Source organism: Mesorhizobium sp. B2-4-13 (assembly GCF_006658535.1).
In the GTDB taxonomy this organism is placed as follows: Bacteria; Pseudomonadota; Alphaproteobacteria; order Rhizobiales; family Rhizobiaceae; genus Mesorhizobium; species Mesorhizobium australicum.
This window is the reverse complement of sequence record NZ_VFVB01000001.1, coordinates 778,058-797,615: the sequence shown is the minus strand read 5'-3', so window position 1 is coordinate 797,615 and position 19,558 is coordinate 778,058. Positions and strand designations below refer to the sequence as shown.

16 protein-coding genes are annotated in these 19,558 nt (G+C 62.2%); 7 read left to right on the top strand and 9 right to left on the bottom strand.

From position 1 onward, the window contains the following. Window positions 1-94: 94 nt before the first annotated feature. On the bottom strand, window positions 95-2,053 hold the full coding sequence (locus FJ936_RS03805) for an acetoacetate--CoA ligase (protein ID WP_141906112.1): 1,959 nt from the start codon (window positions 2,051-2,053) through the stop codon (window positions 95-97). A gap of 204 nt (window positions 2,054-2,257) precedes the next feature. Here FJ936_RS03805 and FJ936_RS03800 point away from each other — a divergent pair, with 204 nt between their 5' ends. Further along, window positions 2,258-4,111, top strand: coding sequence for an AsmA family protein (locus tag FJ936_RS03800; protein ID WP_140614648.1), 1,854 nt, complete (start codon window positions 2,258-2,260; stop codon window positions 4,109-4,111). 25 nt (window positions 4,112-4,136) lie between these two features. Here the strand turns inward: FJ936_RS03800 and FJ936_RS03795 are convergent, their stop codons facing one another. The 6 genes from FJ936_RS03795 to FJ936_RS03770 all read right to left on the bottom strand — a co-directional run bounded on the left by FJ936_RS03795 (window position 4,137) and on the right by FJ936_RS03770 (window position 11,126). After that, window positions 4,137-4,955, bottom strand: a complete 819-nt coding sequence (locus tag FJ936_RS03795) for an ABC transporter permease subunit (RefSeq protein WP_015316315.1) — start codon at window positions 4,953-4,955, stop codon at window positions 4,137-4,139. Then, a complete protein-coding gene (locus tag FJ936_RS03790; protein WP_015316314.1) occupies window positions 4,952-5,920 on the bottom strand; it encodes an ABC transporter permease subunit in 969 nt (322 codons plus the stop codon). The genes FJ936_RS03795 and FJ936_RS03790 overlap by 4 nt, the downstream gene beginning before the upstream one ends. 9 nt (window positions 5,921-5,929) lie before the next feature. Beyond that, window positions 5,930-7,072, bottom strand: coding sequence for an ABC transporter ATP-binding protein (locus tag FJ936_RS03785; RefSeq protein WP_015316313.1), 1,143 nt, complete (start codon window positions 7,070-7,072; stop codon window positions 5,930-5,932). 74 nt (window positions 7,073-7,146) lie between these two features. Beyond that, window positions 7,147-8,244 carry a polyamine ABC transporter substrate-binding protein gene (locus FJ936_RS03780; RefSeq protein WP_023772832.1) on the bottom strand — a complete coding sequence of 366 codons (1,098 nt, stop codon included), beginning with the start codon at window positions 8,242-8,244 and terminating at the stop codon, window positions 7,147-7,149. A gap of 328 nt (window positions 8,245-8,572) precedes the next feature. Further along, entirely contained in the window at window positions 8,573-9,541 is a 969-nt protein-coding gene (locus tag FJ936_RS03775; RefSeq protein ID WP_141906111.1) for a DMT family transporter, read from the bottom strand. A 136-nt stretch (window positions 9,542-9,677) separates the two neighbouring features. Beyond that, entirely contained in the window at window positions 9,678-11,126 is a 1,449-nt protein-coding gene (locus FJ936_RS03770) for a helix-turn-helix domain-containing protein (protein ID WP_141906110.1), read from the bottom strand. 224 nt (window positions 11,127-11,350) lie between these two features. Here FJ936_RS03770 and aceA point away from each other — a divergent pair, with 224 nt between their 5' ends. The 3 genes from aceA (at window position 11,351) to FJ936_RS03755 (ending at window position 13,622) form a co-directional block, all read left to right on the top strand. Then, entirely contained in the window at window positions 11,351-12,640 is a 1,290-nt protein-coding gene (gene aceA / locus FJ936_RS03765) for an isocitrate lyase (protein WP_023772829.1), read from the top strand. A 56-nt stretch (window positions 12,641-12,696) separates the two neighbouring features. Beyond that, window positions 12,697-12,939, top strand: a complete 243-nt coding sequence (locus FJ936_RS03760) for a hypothetical protein (RefSeq protein WP_006202762.1) — start codon at window positions 12,697-12,699, stop codon at window positions 12,937-12,939. A gap of 269 nt (window positions 12,940-13,208) precedes the next feature. Further along, a complete protein-coding gene (locus FJ936_RS03755) occupies window positions 13,209-13,622 on the top strand; it encodes a response regulator (protein WP_167331149.1) in 414 nt (137 codons plus the stop codon). A gap of 70 nt (window positions 13,623-13,692) precedes the next feature. On the opposite strand, the gene FJ936_RS03750 is transcribed toward FJ936_RS03755, so the two are convergent. Next, complete coding sequence (locus FJ936_RS03750; protein WP_140614657.1) at window positions 13,693-14,409, bottom strand: HAD family hydrolase; 717 nt, start codon at window positions 14,407-14,409, stop codon at window positions 13,693-13,695. 148 nt (window positions 14,410-14,557) lie between these two features. Between FJ936_RS03750 and FJ936_RS03745 the strand changes: the two genes are divergently transcribed. The 3 genes from FJ936_RS03745 (at window position 14,558) to FJ936_RS03735 (ending at window position 18,621) form a co-directional block, all read left to right on the top strand. Beyond that, complete coding sequence (locus FJ936_RS03745; protein WP_015316305.1) at window positions 14,558-15,994, top strand: glutamine synthetase family protein; 1,437 nt, start codon at window positions 14,558-14,560, stop codon at window positions 15,992-15,994. Between the two features lie 83 nt (window positions 15,995-16,077). Next, entirely contained in the window at window positions 16,078-17,364 is a 1,287-nt protein-coding gene (locus FJ936_RS03740) for an FAD-binding oxidoreductase (RefSeq protein WP_141906109.1), read from the top strand. Window positions 17,365-17,739: 375 nt separating this feature from the next. Then, window positions 17,740-18,621, top strand: a complete 882-nt coding sequence (locus FJ936_RS03735; protein ID WP_181171283.1) for an SH3 domain-containing protein — start codon at window positions 17,740-17,742, stop codon at window positions 18,619-18,621. 19 nt (window positions 18,622-18,640) lie between these two features. On the opposite strand, the gene FJ936_RS03730 is transcribed toward FJ936_RS03735, so the two are convergent. Next, on the bottom strand, window positions 18,641-19,387 hold the full coding sequence (locus FJ936_RS03730; protein WP_041163342.1) for an SDR family oxidoreductase: 747 nt from the start codon (window positions 19,385-19,387) through the stop codon (window positions 18,641-18,643). Window positions 19,388-19,558: the final 171 nt, after the last annotated feature.

Below are 19,558 nucleotides of genomic sequence, written 5' to 3'. Positions count from 1 at the left end.
CCTTACCGGGTCGCCAAAAAATTTACGAATGTGTACCACTCGTGAAATCTAGGTAAATTCGTGCGACATATTTCGTTAACCATGCCGGTCGCGTTCACTGCGCGAGCTGCGGCAAGTCGCGGAACAGTTCCAGCGCTTCCGGGTTGGCCAGCGCTTCCTTGTTCTTGATGGCGCGGCCGTGGACCACGTCGCGCACCGCAAGCTCGGTGATCTTGCCCGACTTGGTGCGGGGGATGTCGGAGACGGCGACGATCCTGGCCGGAACATGGCGTGGGCTGGCGCCGCTGCGGATCTTGGCCCGGATGCGCTTTTCGAGATCGTCGTCGAGCTTGACGCCGGCGGCAAGCCGCACGAACAGCACGACGCGCACATCATTGTCGAAATCCTGGCCGATGCACAGCGCTTCGAGGATTTCCGGCATCTGCTCGACCTGGTTGTAGATCTCGGCCGTGCCGATGCGCACACCGCCGGGGTTGAGCGTCGCGTCGGAGCGGCCATGGATGACCATGCCGCCATGATCGGTCCATTCGGCGAAATCGCCATGGCACCAGACATTGTCGAAACGCTCGAAATAGGCCGCCTGGTATTTCCTGCCGTCGGGATCGTTCCAGAAGCCGATCGGCATGGACGGGAAAGCCCTGGTGCACACCAGCTCTCCCTTCTCCTGCCGGACCGGCTTGCCGTCATCGTCCCAGACGTCGACGGCGAGGCCGAGGCCCGGCCCCTGGATCTCGCCGGTCCAGACTGGCTGGGTCGGCACGCCGAGCACGAAGCACGAGACGATATCGGTGCCGCCGGACACCGAGGCAAGGTGCACGTCCTTCTTGATGCCATCATAGACGAAGCGGAAATCCTCGGGCGAAAGCGGCGATCCGGTGGAGGATATGGCGCGTATCGTCGACAGATCATGGCTGCGGATCGGCTTGAGGCCGGCCTTGCGCACGGAATCGATGAACTTGGCCGAGGTGCCGAAAAAGGTCATCTTCTCGGTGTCGGCGAAATCGAACAGCACATTGCCGTCGGGATAGAAGGGAGAACCGTCGTAGAGCAGCAACGTGGCGCCGGAAGCGAGGCCCGAAACCAGCCAGTTCCACATCATCCAGCCGCAGGTGGTGAAATAGAAGAAGCGGTCGCCATCGCCGAGGCCGGCATGCAACCGGTGTTCCTTGACATGCTGAATGAGCGTGCCGCCGGCCGAATGGACGATGCATTTGGGAACGCCGGTGGTACCGGACGAAAACAGGATGTAGAGCGGATGCGAAAACGGCAGCCGCTCGAAGGTGACGGGCCTGACGGCAAAGGGCGACAGGGCCTCTTCCATCGCCACCGCCTTGTCGATGGTATCAGCCACGTCGGCGGAGGTGCCGAGATAGTCGACGAGCAGGACTTTGCGGACGCCGCCGAGCCTGGCCGCGACCGCCTTGATCTTGTCGGCGACCTCGATCGCCTTGCCATTATACCAATAGCCGTCCGGCGCGATGAAGATGACTGGCTCGATCTGGCCGAACCGATCGAGCACGCCCTGCTCGCCGAAATCGGGAGAACAGGATGACCACACCGCCCCGATGGAGGCCGCCGCCAGCATGGCGGCGACGGCTTCGGGCATGTTGGGCATCATCGCCGCTATACGGTCACCCTTCTTCACCTTGAGCGACAGGAAAAGCTGCTGCAGGCGCGAGACCAGGCCATGCAGTTCATTCCACGACAGCCGCCTCTCGACCTTGTCCTCGCCGCGAAAGACGATGGCCTCGCCAGCGCCGGTCTTTTTCAGAAGGTTTTCGGCGAAATTCAAAGACGCGTCCGGAAAGAAAGTGGCGCCGGGCATCTTCTCGCCGTCGAGCAGCAGTCGTTCACCCTTGTCGCCTTCAAGACCGCAGAAATCCCAGACGAGACCCCAGAACGCCTCCCGGTTCTCGACCGACCAGAGGTGGAGGTCGGCATAGGACGAGAATGGACTGCCGGTACTCGCTGCCGCGGCCTTCATGAAAGCGGTCAATGACGAGGCATCAATCTGGTCTTGCGTCGGGGTCCAGAGCGGTAGTTCGCCAGCCATGATCGATCCTCCCACGGTCGCCATCGCTTATGCATATCGCTGCGCGGCAGAGCAAGATTTTGTTGGGTCGATGCGGTCAGGTGTGCGCAAATGCCATCGCCGGGCCATAAAGACTTGAAATGCGTCGGCCCTAAGTCGTAGTGACGACAGGGGTTATACCCGTCGGACGCTCGTTTTTGTCGGAATGGAAGCATACGGGGCTATATGCCATCATCCTTGATCCGCCGCGGAGTATGGGCGATCGGCGCTGCTGCGATCGTCATCGCTCTGGTGGTCGCGGCCCTGCCGCTGATCGCCTCGACGCGGATCGTGCGTGACCGCATCGCGTGGGAATTGAGCGCCTGGAGTGGCTTCCGGGTTGCCATCGAGGGGTCGCCACGAATCGAGGTCTGGCCGAATTTCCGCGCGATCCTGACAGATGTGACGCTGTCAAAATGGACCGACGGCGATGCGCCGCCGGTCGTCGAAGCCGAACGGGTCGAGGTCGACCTCTCGGCCATGGCGGCATTGCAGGGCGATGTGGTGTTTTCCACGGCACGGCTGGTGCGGCCGACGATCCGGGTCCAGCGCACGGCGGACGGTCTGTTCCTGCCCACGGCGCCGACCGGCGGGCGCATCGCGCGCTCCATCGATGCGGCCCGTGGCCTGGTCAACGCCGACCCCGCCAAGCCCGACCTCGACAAGCTGCCGGCCGACACGTTCGGCACTGTGGAGTTCAGGGACGGCCGCATGGTGGCGTCCGTCAACGGCAAGGATGAAGAGATCCTGAGCAGTCTTAGCGGCCAGGCCAACTGGGCGGCGATGAACAGCAATGCGACACTGTCCGCGACCGGGATCTGGCGTGGCGAAAGCGTGACCGTGGACGCCGCCTCGCCGAGGCCGCTGGTGCTGTTTGCCGGGGGCATGGCGCCGCTGACCCTGTCCTTCAAGGCGGCGCCGGCCACCTTTTCCTTCGACGGCACGGCCAGCATGTCCGAAAACGCCTATTTCGACGGCCAGGTAAAATTCGCGGCACCTTCGCTGCGCCGCGTACTGGAATGGTCGCAGGCCGGCATCGCGCCGAGCGCCGCGATCGGCTCGGTCAGCATTTCCAGCAAGGTCACGGCATCGGCCGGACGCGTCAAGTTCGAGAACACGGCGCTGGCGCTGGACAACAATCCGGGCATGGGTGCGCTGGACGTGTCGCTTGGCGAGGCACAGCCGGTGATCTCGGGCACACTTGCCTTCGACACGCTCGACCTCAGGTCGTTTCTATCCGCCTTCACGTCGCTGGGACCGGCGAGCAGCGGCGAACCAGGTCAGATCGACACGAGTTTCGCCGACCGGGTCAACCTCGATCTCAGGCTGTCGGCGGCGCATGCGACCGCAGGGAGCATCCAGCTTGCCGATGTCGCGGCCACCGCGCAGGTCAAGGATGGCCTTTCCGTCTTCGACATATCCGACGCCTCCGCCTTCGGCGGCAACATCCAGACTAGCCTTCGTTTCGACCGCAAGCCCGAGGGCACCCAGGTCGAGATCCGGCTGCTGGCCTCCGATGTCGATGGCGGGGCGTTCGGCACCGCGGCCGGGATGACCCGGCTGGTGCCGGTCGGCACGGGCACCGTCTCGGTCATCCTCAAGGGACCAGGAAGGACCTGGGATTCGGTTTTTGAGAACGCCGACGGCTCTGTCTCGGCGACCTTTGGCCCTGGCGCGCTCAGCAAGTTCAACCTGCCGGCCTTTCTCAAGCATACCGAACAAGGCGGCTTCTTCGCGCTCGACGATGTCTCGGACGGGACGCTGCCCATCGATGGCGCCGAAGTGAAGGCAACCATTTCGCGAGGCGTGGCCAGACTGGACAAGGCCGAGGCCAATTCGGCGAAATACAAGATCTGGCTTTCCGGCATCGCATCCTACGCAGGACGCGGACTGGCGCTGTCGGGCGGTGTCATCCAGCCGGATCAGCCAGCAACGCAGAAGAGCGGCCAGCAGGGGCCCAACCAGTCGTCGTTTTTCGTCGGCGGAACCTGGAGCACGCCGTTCATTTCACCCATCAGCCGCGGCGTTTCGGGCGAATAAGGCCCGGCCCTCAGTTGAAACGCTTCTAACCGCGTTGCGCGGCCCGCTCGTCAAGCTGCCGCTGCACCTCGCGCCGCTTATTGGCGACGGAAGCGATGATGACACCAACCGTGACGATCGCGATCAGAAGGGTGCAGGCGGCATTGATCTCCGGCGTCACACCGAGGCGGACCTGGCTGTAGATCTTCATCGGCAGCGTGGTGGCGCCAGGGCCCGAAGCAAAGCTGGCGATGACCAGGTCGTCCAGTGACAGCGTGAAGGCCAGCATCCAGCCGGACACGATCGCCGGCAGAATGACTGGCAGGGTGATCTGGAAAAAGGTCTTCACAGGTGGCGCGCCAAGATCCATGGCGGCTTCTTCCAGCGAGCGATCGAAGCTGACAAGCCGCGACTGCACGACAACAGCGACAAAGCACATCGTGAAGGTGATATGCGCGAGGATCACGGTCGTCATGCCGCGATCCATGCCGATGGCGACAAACAGCAGGAGCAGCGACAGGCCGGTAATGACGTCAGGCATGACCAATGGCGCGAAGATCATGCCGGAGAACAGGACCCTGCCCCGGAAGCGTGTGTAGCGGGTCAGCGCCAGGGCCCCCATTGTGCCGAGAACGGTCGCCACGGTCGCTGAAATCAGACCGACGCGGATGGTCACCCATGCGGCGTCCATCAGGCCCTGATTGTGGAACAGCGATACGTACCATTTGGTGGAAAAGCCGCCCCAGACGGTGACGAGCTTGGACTCGTTGAAGGAAAAGACGACGAGCAGCACGATCGGCAAATAGAGAAAGGCAAAACCGAGCGTGATCGAGGTGATGTTGAAGCGGCTCCAGGTGGTGTTCATTTGTCCTGCTCCTGCGCGCGGGCCTGGGCATGCTGGAACAACACGATCGGTACGATCAGCAGCAGCAGCAGGATGACGGCAACGGCCGACGACACCGGCCAGTCACGATTGGCGAAAAACTCGTTCCACAGCGTCTTGCCGATCATCAGCGTCTGCGAGCCGCCGAGCAAATCGGGGATGACGAACTCGCCGACGGCCGGGATGAACACCAGCAGGCAGCCGGCTATGACGCCGGGCAGCGACAGCGGAAAAGTGATCTTCCAGAAGGCTGACGTCGGCGGGCAGCCGAGGTCCTTGGCTGCCTCGATCAGCGAATAGTCCATTTTTTCCAGCGACGAATAAAGCGGCAGCACCATGAACGGCAGGTAGGAATAGACGATGCCGATGAAGATGGCCGTGTAGGTGTTGAGGATCACCAGCGGCTGGTTGATGATGTGCAACGACAACAGCAGCTGGTTGAGCAGGCCCTCGGGCTTGAGGATGCCGATCCAGGCATAGACGCGGATCAGGAACGACGTCCAGAACGGCAGGATGACCAGCATCAGCAATGTCGGGCGGATTGTCGCCGGAGCGCGGGCCATGCCATAGGCGATGGGATAGCCAACCAGCAGGGTCAGCACCGTCGAGATGGCAGCGATGACCACGCTGGTGAGATAGGCCTTGAAATAGAGTGCGTCCTGCGTCAGCCAGACATAATTGTCGAAGTTGAGGTCGCGAAAGCCGGCGAAGAAACCGGAAACGCCGTCCCTGAAATCGAGCACCGGCGTATAGGGTGGCATGGCGATAGCCGTCTGCGACAACGAGATCTTGAAGACGATGACAAAGGGGACAAGAAAGAAGAACAGCAGCCAGAGATAGGGAACGATGATGACGAGCCGGCTGACGAAGCCGGCACCGAGCCGCGTCAGGAACGGATTGGCGGCGGTCGGTGGCGCGGCGGCATCGGTAACGGCGATGTTGGACATGACCGTCCCCTACCGTGCCAGCACGACGCCGGCGTCGGGCCGGAAAGACACCCAGGCACGGTCGTTCCAGGTCAGTGGATCCTCGGTCACACGGGCCGCATTCAAGGCGCTTGCCCGCACGATCTGCCCGTCGTCCAGCCTGACGTGATAGACAGTCATGTCGCCGAGATAGGCGATGTCGTAAACCTCACCTTCCAGCGCGTTGACGGCATCGGCCGGCTTCTTAGACGAGACCCTGATCTTCTCCGGCCTGACGGCGAAGACGATATCCGCATTGGCCTTCGCAGCCGCGCCACCGTTCTCGACGACGATCTGAGCTCCGCTAGGGCCTGTAATGCGCGTCGTGTTGGCCGCCTGTTCGGCAACCTTGCCCTCGAACATGTTCACGTTGCCGACGAAATGGGCGACGAAGCGCGAGGTCGGGGCTTCATAGACTTCCGGCGGCGTCGCCACCTGCATCACCTCGCCCTTATCCATGATGGCGATGCGATCGGCCATCGTCATCGCCTCTTCCTGATCATGGGTGACGACGACGAAGGTGAGACCAAGCTCCTGCTGCAGATCCATCAGTTCGAACTGAGTTTCCTCGCGCAGTTTCTTGTCGAGCGCGCCGAGCGGCTCGTCGAGCAGCAGCACCTTCGGTCGCTTGGCTACCGAGCGGGCAAGCGCGACGCGCTGGCGCTGGCCGCCGGAAAGCTGGTGCGGCTTGCGCTTGGCGAACTGCTCGAGCTTGACCAGCTTCAGCATGTCGGCGACGCGTTTTTCGATATCCGGCTTCGGCATGCCTTCCTGTTTGAGACCGAAGGCGATGTTCTTCTCGACGGTCATATGCGGGAACAAGGCATAGGACTGGAACATCATGTTGACCGGCCGGCGATAGGGCGGAATGCCGCGCAGATCCTGGCCGTCGAGCAGGATGCGCCCGGCCGTCGGCTCCTCGAAGCCGGCAAGCATCCTGAGCAGCGTCGACTTTCCGCAACCCGATGCGCCAAGCAGAGCGAAGAATTCACGCTCGAAAATGGTCAGCGACAGATTGTTGACGGCGGTAAAGTCACCAAACTTCTTGGTGACATTGTCGAACTGGATATATGGCTTGGCGTTCGGGTCGTTCCATGGCGCGAAGTCCCTGCGGATGCTGCCAAGCGATTTCATATCCCCACTCCGTGCTTTTTATTCCCCAAAAGAAATCGACCCCGGCAGTGGCTGCCGGGGTCGCGTCGGATTGCCTACTGGCCGGTGACGATCTTGGTCCAGCTGCGCGTGACGATGCGCTGGGTCTTGGGATCATAAGGCTGGGTAGTATAGAGCTTCTGCAAGGTCGCGGCGTCCGGATAGACCGACGGATCGTCGAGCAGCGCCTTGTCCACGAATTGCTGCGATGCCTTGTTGCCGTTGGCATAAAGGACATAGTTCGACGACTTGGCGATCACTTCCGGCGTCATCATGTAGTTGATGAATTCAAGCGCCTCGGCGACGTGCGGCGCGTCGGCGGGGATCGCCATCTGATCGAACCACATCTGGGCGCCTTCCTTCGGCACGGAATAGCCTATTTCCACGCCTTGCTTGGCCTCGACCGCGCGGTTGCGAGCCTGGAACACGTCACCCGACCAGCCGACCGCCAGGCAGATATCGCCATTGGCAAGTGCGTTGATGTATTCGGACGAGTGGAACTTCCTGATATAGGGACGGACCTTGAGAAGAGCTTCCTCGGCCTTGGCGATATCGTCGGGCGACGTGCTGTTGGGGTCGAGACCGAGGTACTTCAGCGCCGCCGGCAGGATGTCGGATGGAGAATCCAGCACATAGACGCCGCAATCCTTCAATTTGGCCAGGCTATCGGGGTTGAAGAAGGTATCCCAGCTGTCGATCTTGTCGGTGCCGAGCGCTGCCTGCACTTTCTTGGTGTTGTAGCCGATGCCGACCGTGCCCCACATGTAATTGACCGAGTATTCGTTGCCGGGATCGTATTTGGCGGTGCGCTCCGTAACCGTGTCCCACATGTTGGAGAGGTTCGGCAGCTTCGACTTGTCGAGTTTCTGGAACACACCGGCCTGGATCTGGCGGGCCAGGAAATTCCCGCTCGGCACGACGACGTCGTAGCCGCTGCCGCCGGCGAGCAGCTTGGTTTCGAGGATCTCGTTGGAATCGAACGTATCGTAAACGACCTTGATGCCAGTTTTCTTGGTGAAATCATCGATGATTGAACTGTCGATGTAATCTGACCAGTTGAAGACGTTGACGACGCGGTCCGCGGCGTGACCGGCGGGCGTCAAAAGCGCCAGAAATACCGAGGTTGCCGAAAGCCAGAGTGCTTTGCGGATCATGCTATTCTCCTTTGGTGAGTGTTCCATAGCCGGCGCGTCGCGACATGCTCGCGCGGCCGGGCATTTGCTTTAGACTGTTGAGCTTTCCAGAGGTCGACGGCCGCCATTCGGCACGCCGCCGACGGCCGCCCGCACGGTCGGGGCGGGAAGGAATTGCGATGCCGTCAGAAGCTTTCGCCGCCGTGCGGTCAGAGATACTAGAATGTGGTCCGGTCTCGATCGGGCCGCCGGGGAGACTTGGCAAGATACGCCTGTCTTGTTGTTGCCGTGTTCCCAGCCTGCCCGGGTGGCAGCGACATTGTCAATGGGCAAAGCTTCGGCGCCCGCATCAATTAGGCGAAGGCACCCCGGTGACCCCAGCCCGCTGCGGCCGCGCCTGACGCTTGAATTCGAGCCCGATATGGACAAGCAGCGCCGTGACCACCACCGCGCCGCCGACGATGGTGCGCCCGGACGGCACCTCGGAATGGATGAGCCAGACCCATATCGGCCCCAGGATCGGCTCGAACGTGCCGAGCAGTGCCGCGATAGCCGCCGGGATCAAGCGCGCGCCAGTGGCGAAGAAAGCAAGACCAAGGCCGAGATTGACCACGCCGAAGACGAGGAGAAAGCCCATGTCGCCGGCCGACACCGCGAAGGTCGAGGCCTGCGAGGCAGCGAAGCCCGCCGCCAGGATCGTGCCGAGACAGGTCGCCGGCGTCATGCGCACGCTGGAGAAGCGCCGGGTGATGACGGTGGCGATCGAGAACATGAACGCGATCAGCAGCGCCAGTCCATCGCCTATGGGCGAGACGGCGCCATCAACAGATTCAGACACCATGATGGCGACGCCGGCGAGGACGGCGACGATCGCCATCCAGGTCGCGACGGTTACCTTTTCGCGGAACAGCGCCCAGGCAAACAGGGCCGCCAGAAGCGGCACGCCGGCTTGCATCAAAAGAATATTGGCGACGGTCGTATAGGCAAGCGCCACCACGAACGAGGTCGACGCAATGGCGAAGCAGAACCCCACCGCAATGCCTGGCAGGCCCATGTCGCGGAATGATTTCAGCATGCCGCGCCAGCCGTCACGCCAGACCATGAAGCAAAGCAGGAAGACGGCAGCCCACGCGGAGCGCCAGAATATCACGGTCCAGCTGTCGCCGACCGTGATGAACCGGGCGATGGTGCCGCCGAAACTCCACATCAGTGCCGACAGGAACACCAGGAGCATGCCGACGCGTTCCCCGCGCGGCGAGACTGTCGACGTAGCGAGGCCGGTCGACGCAACAAGGTCCGATGATGCTGTGTCTGTCATGGGCGCGACTGTCGAGCTTTTGTTGACGGGACGATGCGCAAGAGACGACAAAAAACTGCCGTGTTCGCGTAACGCAAAGACTTTGGGCGCGAGTGATCCAGAGACCGGCGACGATTGTGGCACCGTTGCTGCGCCGTTACTGGAAGTCGAAGGCACTCAAGCCGGTGACCATCTCGTCGAGGCCGAGCGGTCGCGTCACCGGCGGCTCGGCGCGCGCCAGGCAGCCGGCGCGCTCGCAAAGCCGGCAGGCGGGGCCGACAGGCGTCGCCGCGACGGTGCCCGCCCCCATCTTCGCGCCGGTCGCCGCGCCAGGCAGCACCGCGCCATAGACGATCTCGTCGCGAAAGCCGATGTCGCAGCCGAGCAGCAGTGCCGTGCGGCGCGGTCGTTCGGAGAACGCGCCTTGCGGCCCCTCCAGCGTGCGGGCGATGCACAGGAACTCGGCGCCGTCGGGCATTTCCACCGCCTCGACGAATATCTGGCCCGGCTGAGTGAAGGCGACATGCACGGGAAGCTTGGCACAGCCCCCGCCGAAGCGGCTTTGCGGAAAGCCCTGGCTGCCGGCCTTGCGGAAGCGGTTTCCCGCATTGTCGATCTCCAGCATGAAGAAGGGCACGCCGGAAGCACCTGGCCGCTGCAGCATGGTCAGCCGGTTTGCCGTCTGCTCGAAGGAAACGCCGAAGCGCGAGCGCAGGACATCAATGTCGTAGCGTGAGCGAACGGCCGCCGCGTGAAAGGGCAGATAGGGCATCATCAGCGCATGGGCGGCGTAGCGGCCGAGTTCGAAGCGGGCAAGGCGGCGCGCCTCGTCCGTGGTCAGCCTCAGTGCCTGGATCTCACTGGCGACCGCAACCGACATGCGGATCAGGCAGGCCTCCATCGCGACTTCACGCAACTGGTCGAACGGCGACAGACGCTCGGACAGGAACAGGCGCTGCGAGTGGCGGTCGTAGCGGCGGCGCCAGTTCGGCATGGTGGCGACCGGGAGAACCTTGACCACGATGCCGTATTCGCGCTTCAGCCATGCCTTCAAGGCGCCAAGCAGGTCGTCGCCGGGATCGAGCACCGACGTGAACGCCTCGGCCTCTTCCTCGAGCGAGGCGAAATGGTTCGGTCGCCGCTCGAAAATCTCGCGCACCTCGTCGATCGGCAGGCGGGCGCCAGAGAGGGCGGTCGCCCGGCCCTCGCGGGCCAGAAGCTCGTTGAGATCGGACAGCCGCTCGGCTTGCTCGCGATAAGCGCGGAACAGTTTTATCACCGCGGCGGAGGCGTTGGGCGCCGCCTCGGCAAACTCGATCAATTCCTGGTCTCCCGGCAGTTCGCCGACCAGCAGCGGATCGGTGAACACCTCCTTGAGGGCAGCGACCGATCCCCTTGCCTCGCCCTGAAGCTCATGCGGATCGACTTTGTAGACGGAGGCGAGCTTCAGGATCAATTGCACCGTCAGCGGCCGCTGGTTGCGCTCGATCAGGTTGAGGTAGGACGGCGAGATGCCGAGTCCCTCGGCCATCGCCGTCTGGGTCAGGCCCTTGGCGCCACGGATGCGGCGGATGCGCGGCCCAGCGAAAATCTTCTGGTCAGCCATCGCCAATTCTTGACAGGAGTTTACACGCCGCCAGCTGCATCCCGCCTCTCTTCGCTTTACAGGATTGACAAATTTACAGTGCCTTGCTGTCAAACACAACACAGATTTTCCGTTATATCCACTCGGTTCTGCTGATTTTTCTAGCTCATGCGGCGCCAAAATGTAAATTCAGTCACATAGAAGCGGCCCGAGAATTGGCTGTGCAGAAATCTTCGGAGTGACCAATGACTGATTTTTACAACCTCGTCCCCTCGGCGCCTGAAGGTCGCTTCGACGGCATTGAACGTCCCTATTCGCCGGAGGACGTGAAGCGGCTGCGCGGTTCGGTGCAGATTCGTCAGAGCCTTGCCGAAATGGGCGCCAACCGGCTGTGGAAGCTTATCCACGAGGAGGACTTCGTCAACGCGCTCGGCGCCATGTCCGGCAACCAGGCGATGCAGCAGGTGCGCGCCGGGCTGAAGGCGATCTACCTGTCGGGCTGGCAGGTCGCTGCCGACGCAAACACCGCCTCGGCGATGTATCCGGACCAGTCGCTCTATCCGGCCAATGCGGCGCCCGAACTGGTCAAGCGCATCAACCGCACGCTGCAGCGCGCCGACCAGATCGAAACCTCCGAAGGCAAGGGGCTTTCTGTCGAGACCTGGTTCGCGCCGATCGTTGCCGACGCGGAAGCCGGCTTCGGCGGTCCGCTCAACGCCTTCGAGATCATGAAGGCGTTCATCGAGGCCGGTGCCGCTGGCGTCCATTACGAGGACCAGTTGGCGTCGGAGAAGAAGTGCGGCCATCTCGGCGGCAAGGTGCTGATCCCGACCGCGGCGCATATCCGCAACCTCAACGCGGCGCGGCTCGCGGCCGACGTGATGGCCACGCCCACCTTGGTCGTGGCACGCACGGACGCGGAAGCTGCAAAGCTGCTGACCTCCGATATCGATGAGCGCGACCAGCCCTTCGTCGACTATGATGCCGGCCGCACGGTGGAAGGCTTCTACCAGGTCCGGAACGGCATCGAGCCTTGCATCGCGCGGGCCATTGCCTATGCGCCGCACGCCGACCTGATCTGGTGCGAGACCTCGAAGCCCGACCTGGCGCAGGCCAAGAAATTCGCCGAGGGGGTGCGCAGGCACCATCCAGGCAAGCTGCTCGCCTACAATTGCTCGCCGTCGTTCAACTGGAAGAAGAATCTCGACGACGCGACAATCGCCAAGTTCCAGAGGGAACTGGGCGCCATGGGCTACAAGTTCCAATTCATCACGCTGGCCGGCTTCCACCAGCTCAACTACGGCATGTTCGAACTCGCCCGCGGCTACAAGGCGCGGCAGATGGCGGCCTATTCCGAGTTGCAGGAAGCGGAATTTGCGGCGGAAGCCAATGGCTATACCGCGACCAAGCACCAGCGCGAGGTCGGCACCGGCTATTTCGACGCGGTCTCTATGGCGATCACCGGCGGCCGGTCGTCGACCACGGCCATGCATGAATCGACCGAGCACGCGCAGTTCAAGCCGGCCGCGGAATAGCGACCAGGAAATACAGAGGAAACGCCCAACAGGGCCTCAGACACAGGAGAAGACCAATGGCATCGATAAGCCGCGTCAAGGAACGGGCCGAAGAGCAATCGACCACGATGAGCGTCGACCAGCAGGCGACAATCCGCATGCTGGCCAACGACCTGCACAGGCTCAACCAATCGGTGATGAAGGCGGTCGAGGCGGGCGTCTCGGTGGAGCTCGTGCGCTCCGCGAGGCACCATGGCGGCGACGGCAATTGGGGCGACCTGCTGATCCCGGTCATCGTTACACAACAAAGCCATGGCTGACCCGGAAGCGCTACAACCGGCCATTTGCCCGCGCCGCGTATGCGTAGGTGAATTTTATTTTCACGCAACCAAGCTATGGACAGGGCAGTACAGTACTGTTGCTTGAATCCACTGTGTGGGAGACGGTTTCAGAAGTCTTTTATTTCAACTTGACATAGGGTGCGATCTCACGCCAATTGTCCGCAGATTCAACTCTGCATTGAAATAGGGGCAAGATTCTTGGCCGACTTGGGTGCCTAGTGAGTGACGAGGGGGAGAGTACAAAACATCTGAATCGGGTGACCCGGGGTTCAAACATTGAGACGATCCGAGATCCTTCGCGGGTGCTTGTTGTCGGGAAGTCGCCGATCAATCGCGTCGTGGTGTCTAAAATCGTCGAGCGTTCCGGGCTCAAACCAATCTCGGAATCGCCTGAAATGGCGGTGAAGACCTTACGTTCGCTTATCCCCGGGGCGGTTGTCCTCGATGGTGGCCCCGACAACAAAGACTGCGACACGCTGATGTCCAGTATCGACACGTTGCGGCGAGCCGCGGGCAAGGCACTTCCTCCCGTGATCCTGCTTTCAACCAAGAATGGCACGCCCGAGAGCCTGGGCCTGGCGCATGTTGTCGACGCGGTGGTGGCCAAGCCGATCACGCCCGAACGGCTGCAACCGGTCATCGATCGCCTGACCGGCCGCTAAACGAGTCCAAAAAGGCGAAAACCGTTTCTCCATCCAGAATTGCGCGAAAAAAGCAGCCGGAGGTCTACGATCAAACTCTGTTCCTGATGCTTTCGACAAGCGCGGGCAATTGGCTGAGATCCGATATCTGGCGGAACCGCGGCTCGGCGACCGGCGCCTCGACATGTTCGAGCACCCAAGTCAATTCGTGCGGCACATGGACACCCCAGCCGCCGGCCTCGATGGCGGGCACCACGTCCGACTTCAGCGAATTGCCGACCATCATGCTCCTTGCCGGGCCATCGCCATGGCGGTCGAATAGGCGCGCATAGGTCGCGGCGGTCTTGTCGCTGACGATCTCGACGGCGTCGAACAACTCGCCCAGCCCGGAGCCGGCCAGCTTGCGCTCCTGATCGAACAGATCGCCCTTGGTGATCAGCACGAGGCGGAAGGTGCCGGCGAGCTTCTCGACCGTCTCGCGTGCATGCGGCAAGGGCTCGATCGGATGGCCCAGCATCTCGCGGCCGGCGTCGAGAATCTCCGATATGACGGAAGCCGGCACGCGCCCGTCGGTGACCTCTATCGCCGTCTCGATCATCGAGAGCGTAAATCCCTTGATGCCGAAACCGTAGATCGCGAGATTGCGCCTCTCGGCTTCCAACAGTCGAGCCGAGATCTGCTCCCCCTCGCCATGATCGGCCAGCATGGCGGCAAAGCGCTTTTCCGTCATGCGGAAGAACCGTTCGTTCTGCCAAAGCGTGTCGTCGGCGTCGAAGCCGATCGTGGTCAGTTCGTTGCTGGATCTCATCGCCGGCTTCTCGAGTGCGGGAAGACGCCAAACCTATGCCGACCGGCACCCGGTTTTCAACCCGCAACGGCAAATGCCCGCGGCGGCTCCCCTTCCCTTCGGTCGCACGGCACGGCTATACTTGAAAATCCGCAACCCAATCTGGTGAATGATGCCGCCTGCAAAAAAGGAAGTCCGTCCGTCGAGCCGCGGAGGACGGGCGCGCACGCCTGCCTTCGTGAAAAACCTGCGAGGTGTGAAGAACTGGAAGGAAGTCAGCGATTGGCTGGAATGGCGCGGCATCGAGGATATCGAATGCATCACGCCTGATCAGGCCGGCGTGGCGCGCGGCAAGATGATGCCGTCGAAGAAATTCACTTCCAACACCTCACTGGCGCTGCCTTCGGCGGTCTTCATGACGACGATTTCCGGCGGCTATCCGGAGGACGGTAACGGCTTTCACTATCCGGAAGACGACGGCGACCTCAAGCTGATGCCGGACCTGTCGACATTGACCGTGGTGCCCTGGGAGGAAGACCCAACGGCCGCCGTCATCTGCGACCTCGTCCACCAGGACGGCCGCTCGGTCGAGTTCACGCCGCGCAATGTGCTGAAGCGCGTGCTGGCGGCCTATGACAAGCTTGGGCTGAAGCCGGTCGTGGCACCCGAAATCGAGTTCTACCTCGTGCGCAAGAATCCGGACCCGGACTATCCCCTGACCCCGCCTGTCGGCCGCTCGGGGCGCGCGATCGGCGGCGGCGCCGGCTATTCGATCGCCGGCGTCAACGAGTTCGACGAACTGATCGACGACATCTACCATTTCTCCGAAAGCCAGGGCCTGGAGATCGACACGCTCATCCACGAAGAGGGCGCCGGCCAGCTCGAGATCAATCTGCGCCACGGCGATCCGATCGAGCTCGCCGACCAGGTGTTCATGTTCAAGCGCACCATTCGTGAAGCCGCGCTCAAGCATGAGATCTACGCGACCTTCATGGCCAAGCCGATTCAGGGCCAGCCGGGCTCCGCCATGCATATCCATCAGTCGATTGTCGACAAGAAGACGGGCAGGAACATCTTTTCGGCCGAGGATGGTTCGGAGACCGAGGATTTCTTCCATTTCATCGGCGGCATGCAGAAACACGTGCCGAATGCGCTGGTTATGTTCGCGCCCTACGTCAATTCCTACCGGCGGCTGACGCAGGCGGCCTCTGCCCCGGTCAACAACAAATGGGGTTACGACAACCGCACAACGGCGTTCCGCGTGCCGCGTTCCGACCCTGCGGCGCGGCGCGTTGAAAACCGCATCCCGTCCTCCGATGCCAATCCCTATCTGGCGCTGGCGGCTTCGCTTGCCTGCGGGCTGATTGGCATCACCAGGAAGATAAAGGCCGAGCCTCCCGTGCTGACCACCGCCAACGCACACGAGATCGACCTGCCGCGCAGCCTGCTCGAAGCCGTCGACCTGTTTGAGGGCGACGAGGAACTCTGCGCATTGCTGGGCAAGTCCTTCGCCGCCACCTATGCGGCGATCAAGCGGGCGGAATTCGAAACGTTCATGGAAGTGATCAGTCCGTGGGAGCGGGAATATCTGCTGCTGAATGTGTGATGGTGAGTGAGTAGTGAGTAGTTGGTAGCGACTACTCACTACTCACTACTCACTACCCGAACTCCCTCGAGTCTTCGCTCATCATGAACTACCAATCCCCCATTTCCCCCGGCCGGTCCTGGTATGAGGACACGGCTGGGCCGCGGCCCGAATATCCAACGCTCGACGGTGATCGGACCTGCGACGTCGTTATTATCGGCGGCGGGTTTACCGGCCTGTCGGCAGCGACACATTTGGCCAAGGCCGGTACCAGCGTTGTCCTGATCGAAGCAAATCGTTTTGGCGATGGCGCTTCGGGGCGCAATGGCGGCCAGCTCGGCACCGGGCAGCGTGCCTGGGCCGAGGACCTGGAGGCCGAATACGGTCTGTCCCGCGCTAGGGCGCTGTTCGATCTCGCCGAAGAGGCGAAGGCGCATCTGCTCGACTTCGCCGCCATCAACCAGATCGATATCGACTACATGCCGGGCCAGCTCTCGGTCGCGCACAAGCCGCGCTATGTCGACGACTACAAGGCGCATGCCGAAATCATGGCCGGCCGCTTCTCATACCCGCACATCTCCTTCATGGATGCGAAGGAGACGGCGGATCGGCTGGGCTCGAGCGCTTATTTCGGCGGCACGCGCGATATCGGCACCGGCCATATCCATCCGATGAAGCTGGTGATCGGCACGGCGCGGGCGGCGGCACAAGCTGGCGCCCACTTGTTCGAAGGGACGCCATCGACCGGCATCGTCTCGGCAGGCGGCAAGGTCAGGGTCTCCACGCCGAGAGGGACGATCTCGGCGCAAAAATGCCTGATCGCGGTCAACGCCTATGGCGGCACGCTCGAGCCGGTGAGTGCCGCGCACATCATGCCGATCGGATCCTTCATCGGCGCGACCGTGCCGCTGGGATCGGATTCGAACGTGTTGCCGGGGGGCGAATCGGTCGACGATTCCCGCTTCGTCGTGCGTTATTTCCGCAAATCCAGGGATGGACGGCTGCTGTTCGGCGGACGCGAGGTCTATGGCGTCAACGATCCCAAAGATATCCACATCCACATTCGCCGTCAGATCGCGGAGCTCTATCCGGCGCTCAGCGATGTCCAGATCACCCATGGCTGGGGCGGCTATGTCGGCATCACCGTGCCGAGGAAGCCGTTCGTGCGTGAAGTGATGCCGAATGTGATCTCAGCCGGCGGCTATTCCGGTCACGGCGTCATGCTGTCGAACTTCTTCGGCAAGCTCTATGCCGAAACCATCACCGGCAACCGCGACCGGCTGAAGCTGATCGAGGACCTGAAAATCCCGCCATTTCCTGGCGGCCGCCGGTTCCGGGCGCCGCTGCTTTTCCTTGCGCTCAACTGGTTTGCGCTGCGGGACAGGATCTAATGCGTCGCGCAAAGTGACCTTTGGGAAGAACGACATGCACAAAACAAGATCCAAGTGCGTCGTGGGGCCTTTTCCAACGCGACGTGCTTAGGCTGGGATTGGATCGCCGCTATCCCTGCGATCACGAACTCATGTAATATTGTAATATTCATGTAATATTTGTTGCCCGGGCGACACATTGCGGAATTGCCGGCAAAAGCGCAGAATCCTTGCTAAGGGCGTACTGACGCCACAATCGCGGGCGAAAGGTCCGCATCTGGGCGATTGTTCGGGGATTGTTGCGGGCCCGCCCGCGTTTGGGACCGATGCTGATCGAACGCGTGACTTGCGATATTTGATCGAAAGAACACCGGCCCGCTTATGGAGGTGGCAAGAGTGAGAGAGCCCTTCAGTTTCGGTGCTCCGGAACGTCGGCGCTTCGCCATGCAGTTCGGCTATGACATGCGCCCGTCATTCTGGCAGGGAGTCCGTTCGAACTCGCACCTGGTTATTGCGGCAATAGGCACCGCGGCACTGCTTGGCGTTGCCGCAGTGGCGCTCTGGCTGGCGTTGCCGGCCGGCGAGAGGCAAGCAGCCGCCAGCCCCGAGCAGAGCATTCCGACCATTCCGGTGAAGACGACGAAAGTTCCCTCCTCGGGGACGACGGTGATGGTGGCGGCCGTGACGCCGCAGGCGGAGCGCAAGTCCAGCCAGGTGTCACCGACCAAGGCAGCGGCGGCGGTGGACATACCAGCGCTTGCTGCCAATGATCCCCGCTGGACAGGGGCGCAGCCGAAGGCTGCCGCGGCAACTGATCCCGATCAAACGGCGGCTCCCAGCCAGGTAGCCAAGCAGCCCGAGCCGGCGCCTGACAAAACAGCGGCGGCATTCGCGCAATCGTCTACCGATACCGATGCCACCGACGAGCTTGCCAAGGTCGCCGCGCCGAGCCCGCCTGCCAATAGCAGCAATCCCGATGGCGCGCAGACCGCCGCCATTCCGGAGACGCAGCCGCAAGCACCGGACCAAAAACCCGCGAATGCACAAGGCGAGGACAACGCAGCCAAGGCGAAGCCGCGCAAGGTGGCGGCGACAGGCAACGGCCGTATTCTCAGGGCTGTGACCATGCGCAGTGCTCCGAAGAAGGGGGCCACCCCCATCGGTACGATCCCTGCCCGGACCTCGGTGCAACTGATGGGCTGCAAGCAGTGGTGCGAGATCGTCTACAACGGCAAGCATGGCTGGGTGTACAAGAGCTACGTCAAGCCCGGCACGTAATATCCGACGATCGCCGCGTTCAGATGCAGCGCCCGCCATCGACTTCCAGAGCGACCCCGGTTATGAAAGCGGCCTCGTCCGAGGCCAGCCATAAAGCCGCGTTGGCGATATCGAGCGGGGTCGACAGCCGCCCGAGCGGGATCGAGGCGCGGAATGCCTCGCGGATCTCGGGCGTGTCGGCGCCCATGAATTTTTCAAGCATGCCGGTTTCACCGGCGACCGGGCAAAGGCAGTTGACGCGGATGTTCCTGGGCGCGAGTTCCACCGCCATCGACTTGGTGGCGGTGATCGCCCAACCCTTCGAGGCATTGTACCAGGTGAGGCCGGGCCGCGGCCGCAGGCCCGCGGTGGAGGCCGTGGTCAGGATGACACCACCACCTTGCCGCTCCATGATCGGTACCACCGCAAGGGCGGCGTGATAGATCGCCTTCATGTTGACTGATGTGATCAGGTCGAAGGTTTCCTCGTCGACCTTGAGCATGTCGCCATTGCGATGGGTGAACCCGGCATTGTTGACCATGATGTCGACACGGCCGAAGGCGCTTTTGGCGGCATAGACCATCTCGTCGAACTCGGAGCGCAACGAAACGTCGGTCTGCGTCCAGATTGCCGCCTCGCCGATCTCATCGGCGACGCGTTTCGCACCCTTGGCGTTGAGATCGGCGACAACGACCCTGGCGCCCTCTTCCGCGAAGCGCTTGGCCATGCCTTCGCCGAAGCCCGATGCCGCACCGGTGATAATGGCGACCTTGTTTTCCAGACGCATGCTTTTCCCGCTCATGGACTTCCTCGATATCACTGCACAGCTTGCACAAGGGCTGGCGACCGATGCAATCGATGCCGCAAGGCGCGCCGATTTCTCCCTTAGCTTTCGTCACATTCACGTTCTATGCTGCAACTGCGAAAGCCTCTGGAGTCTTCGTTCACCGACAAGCCT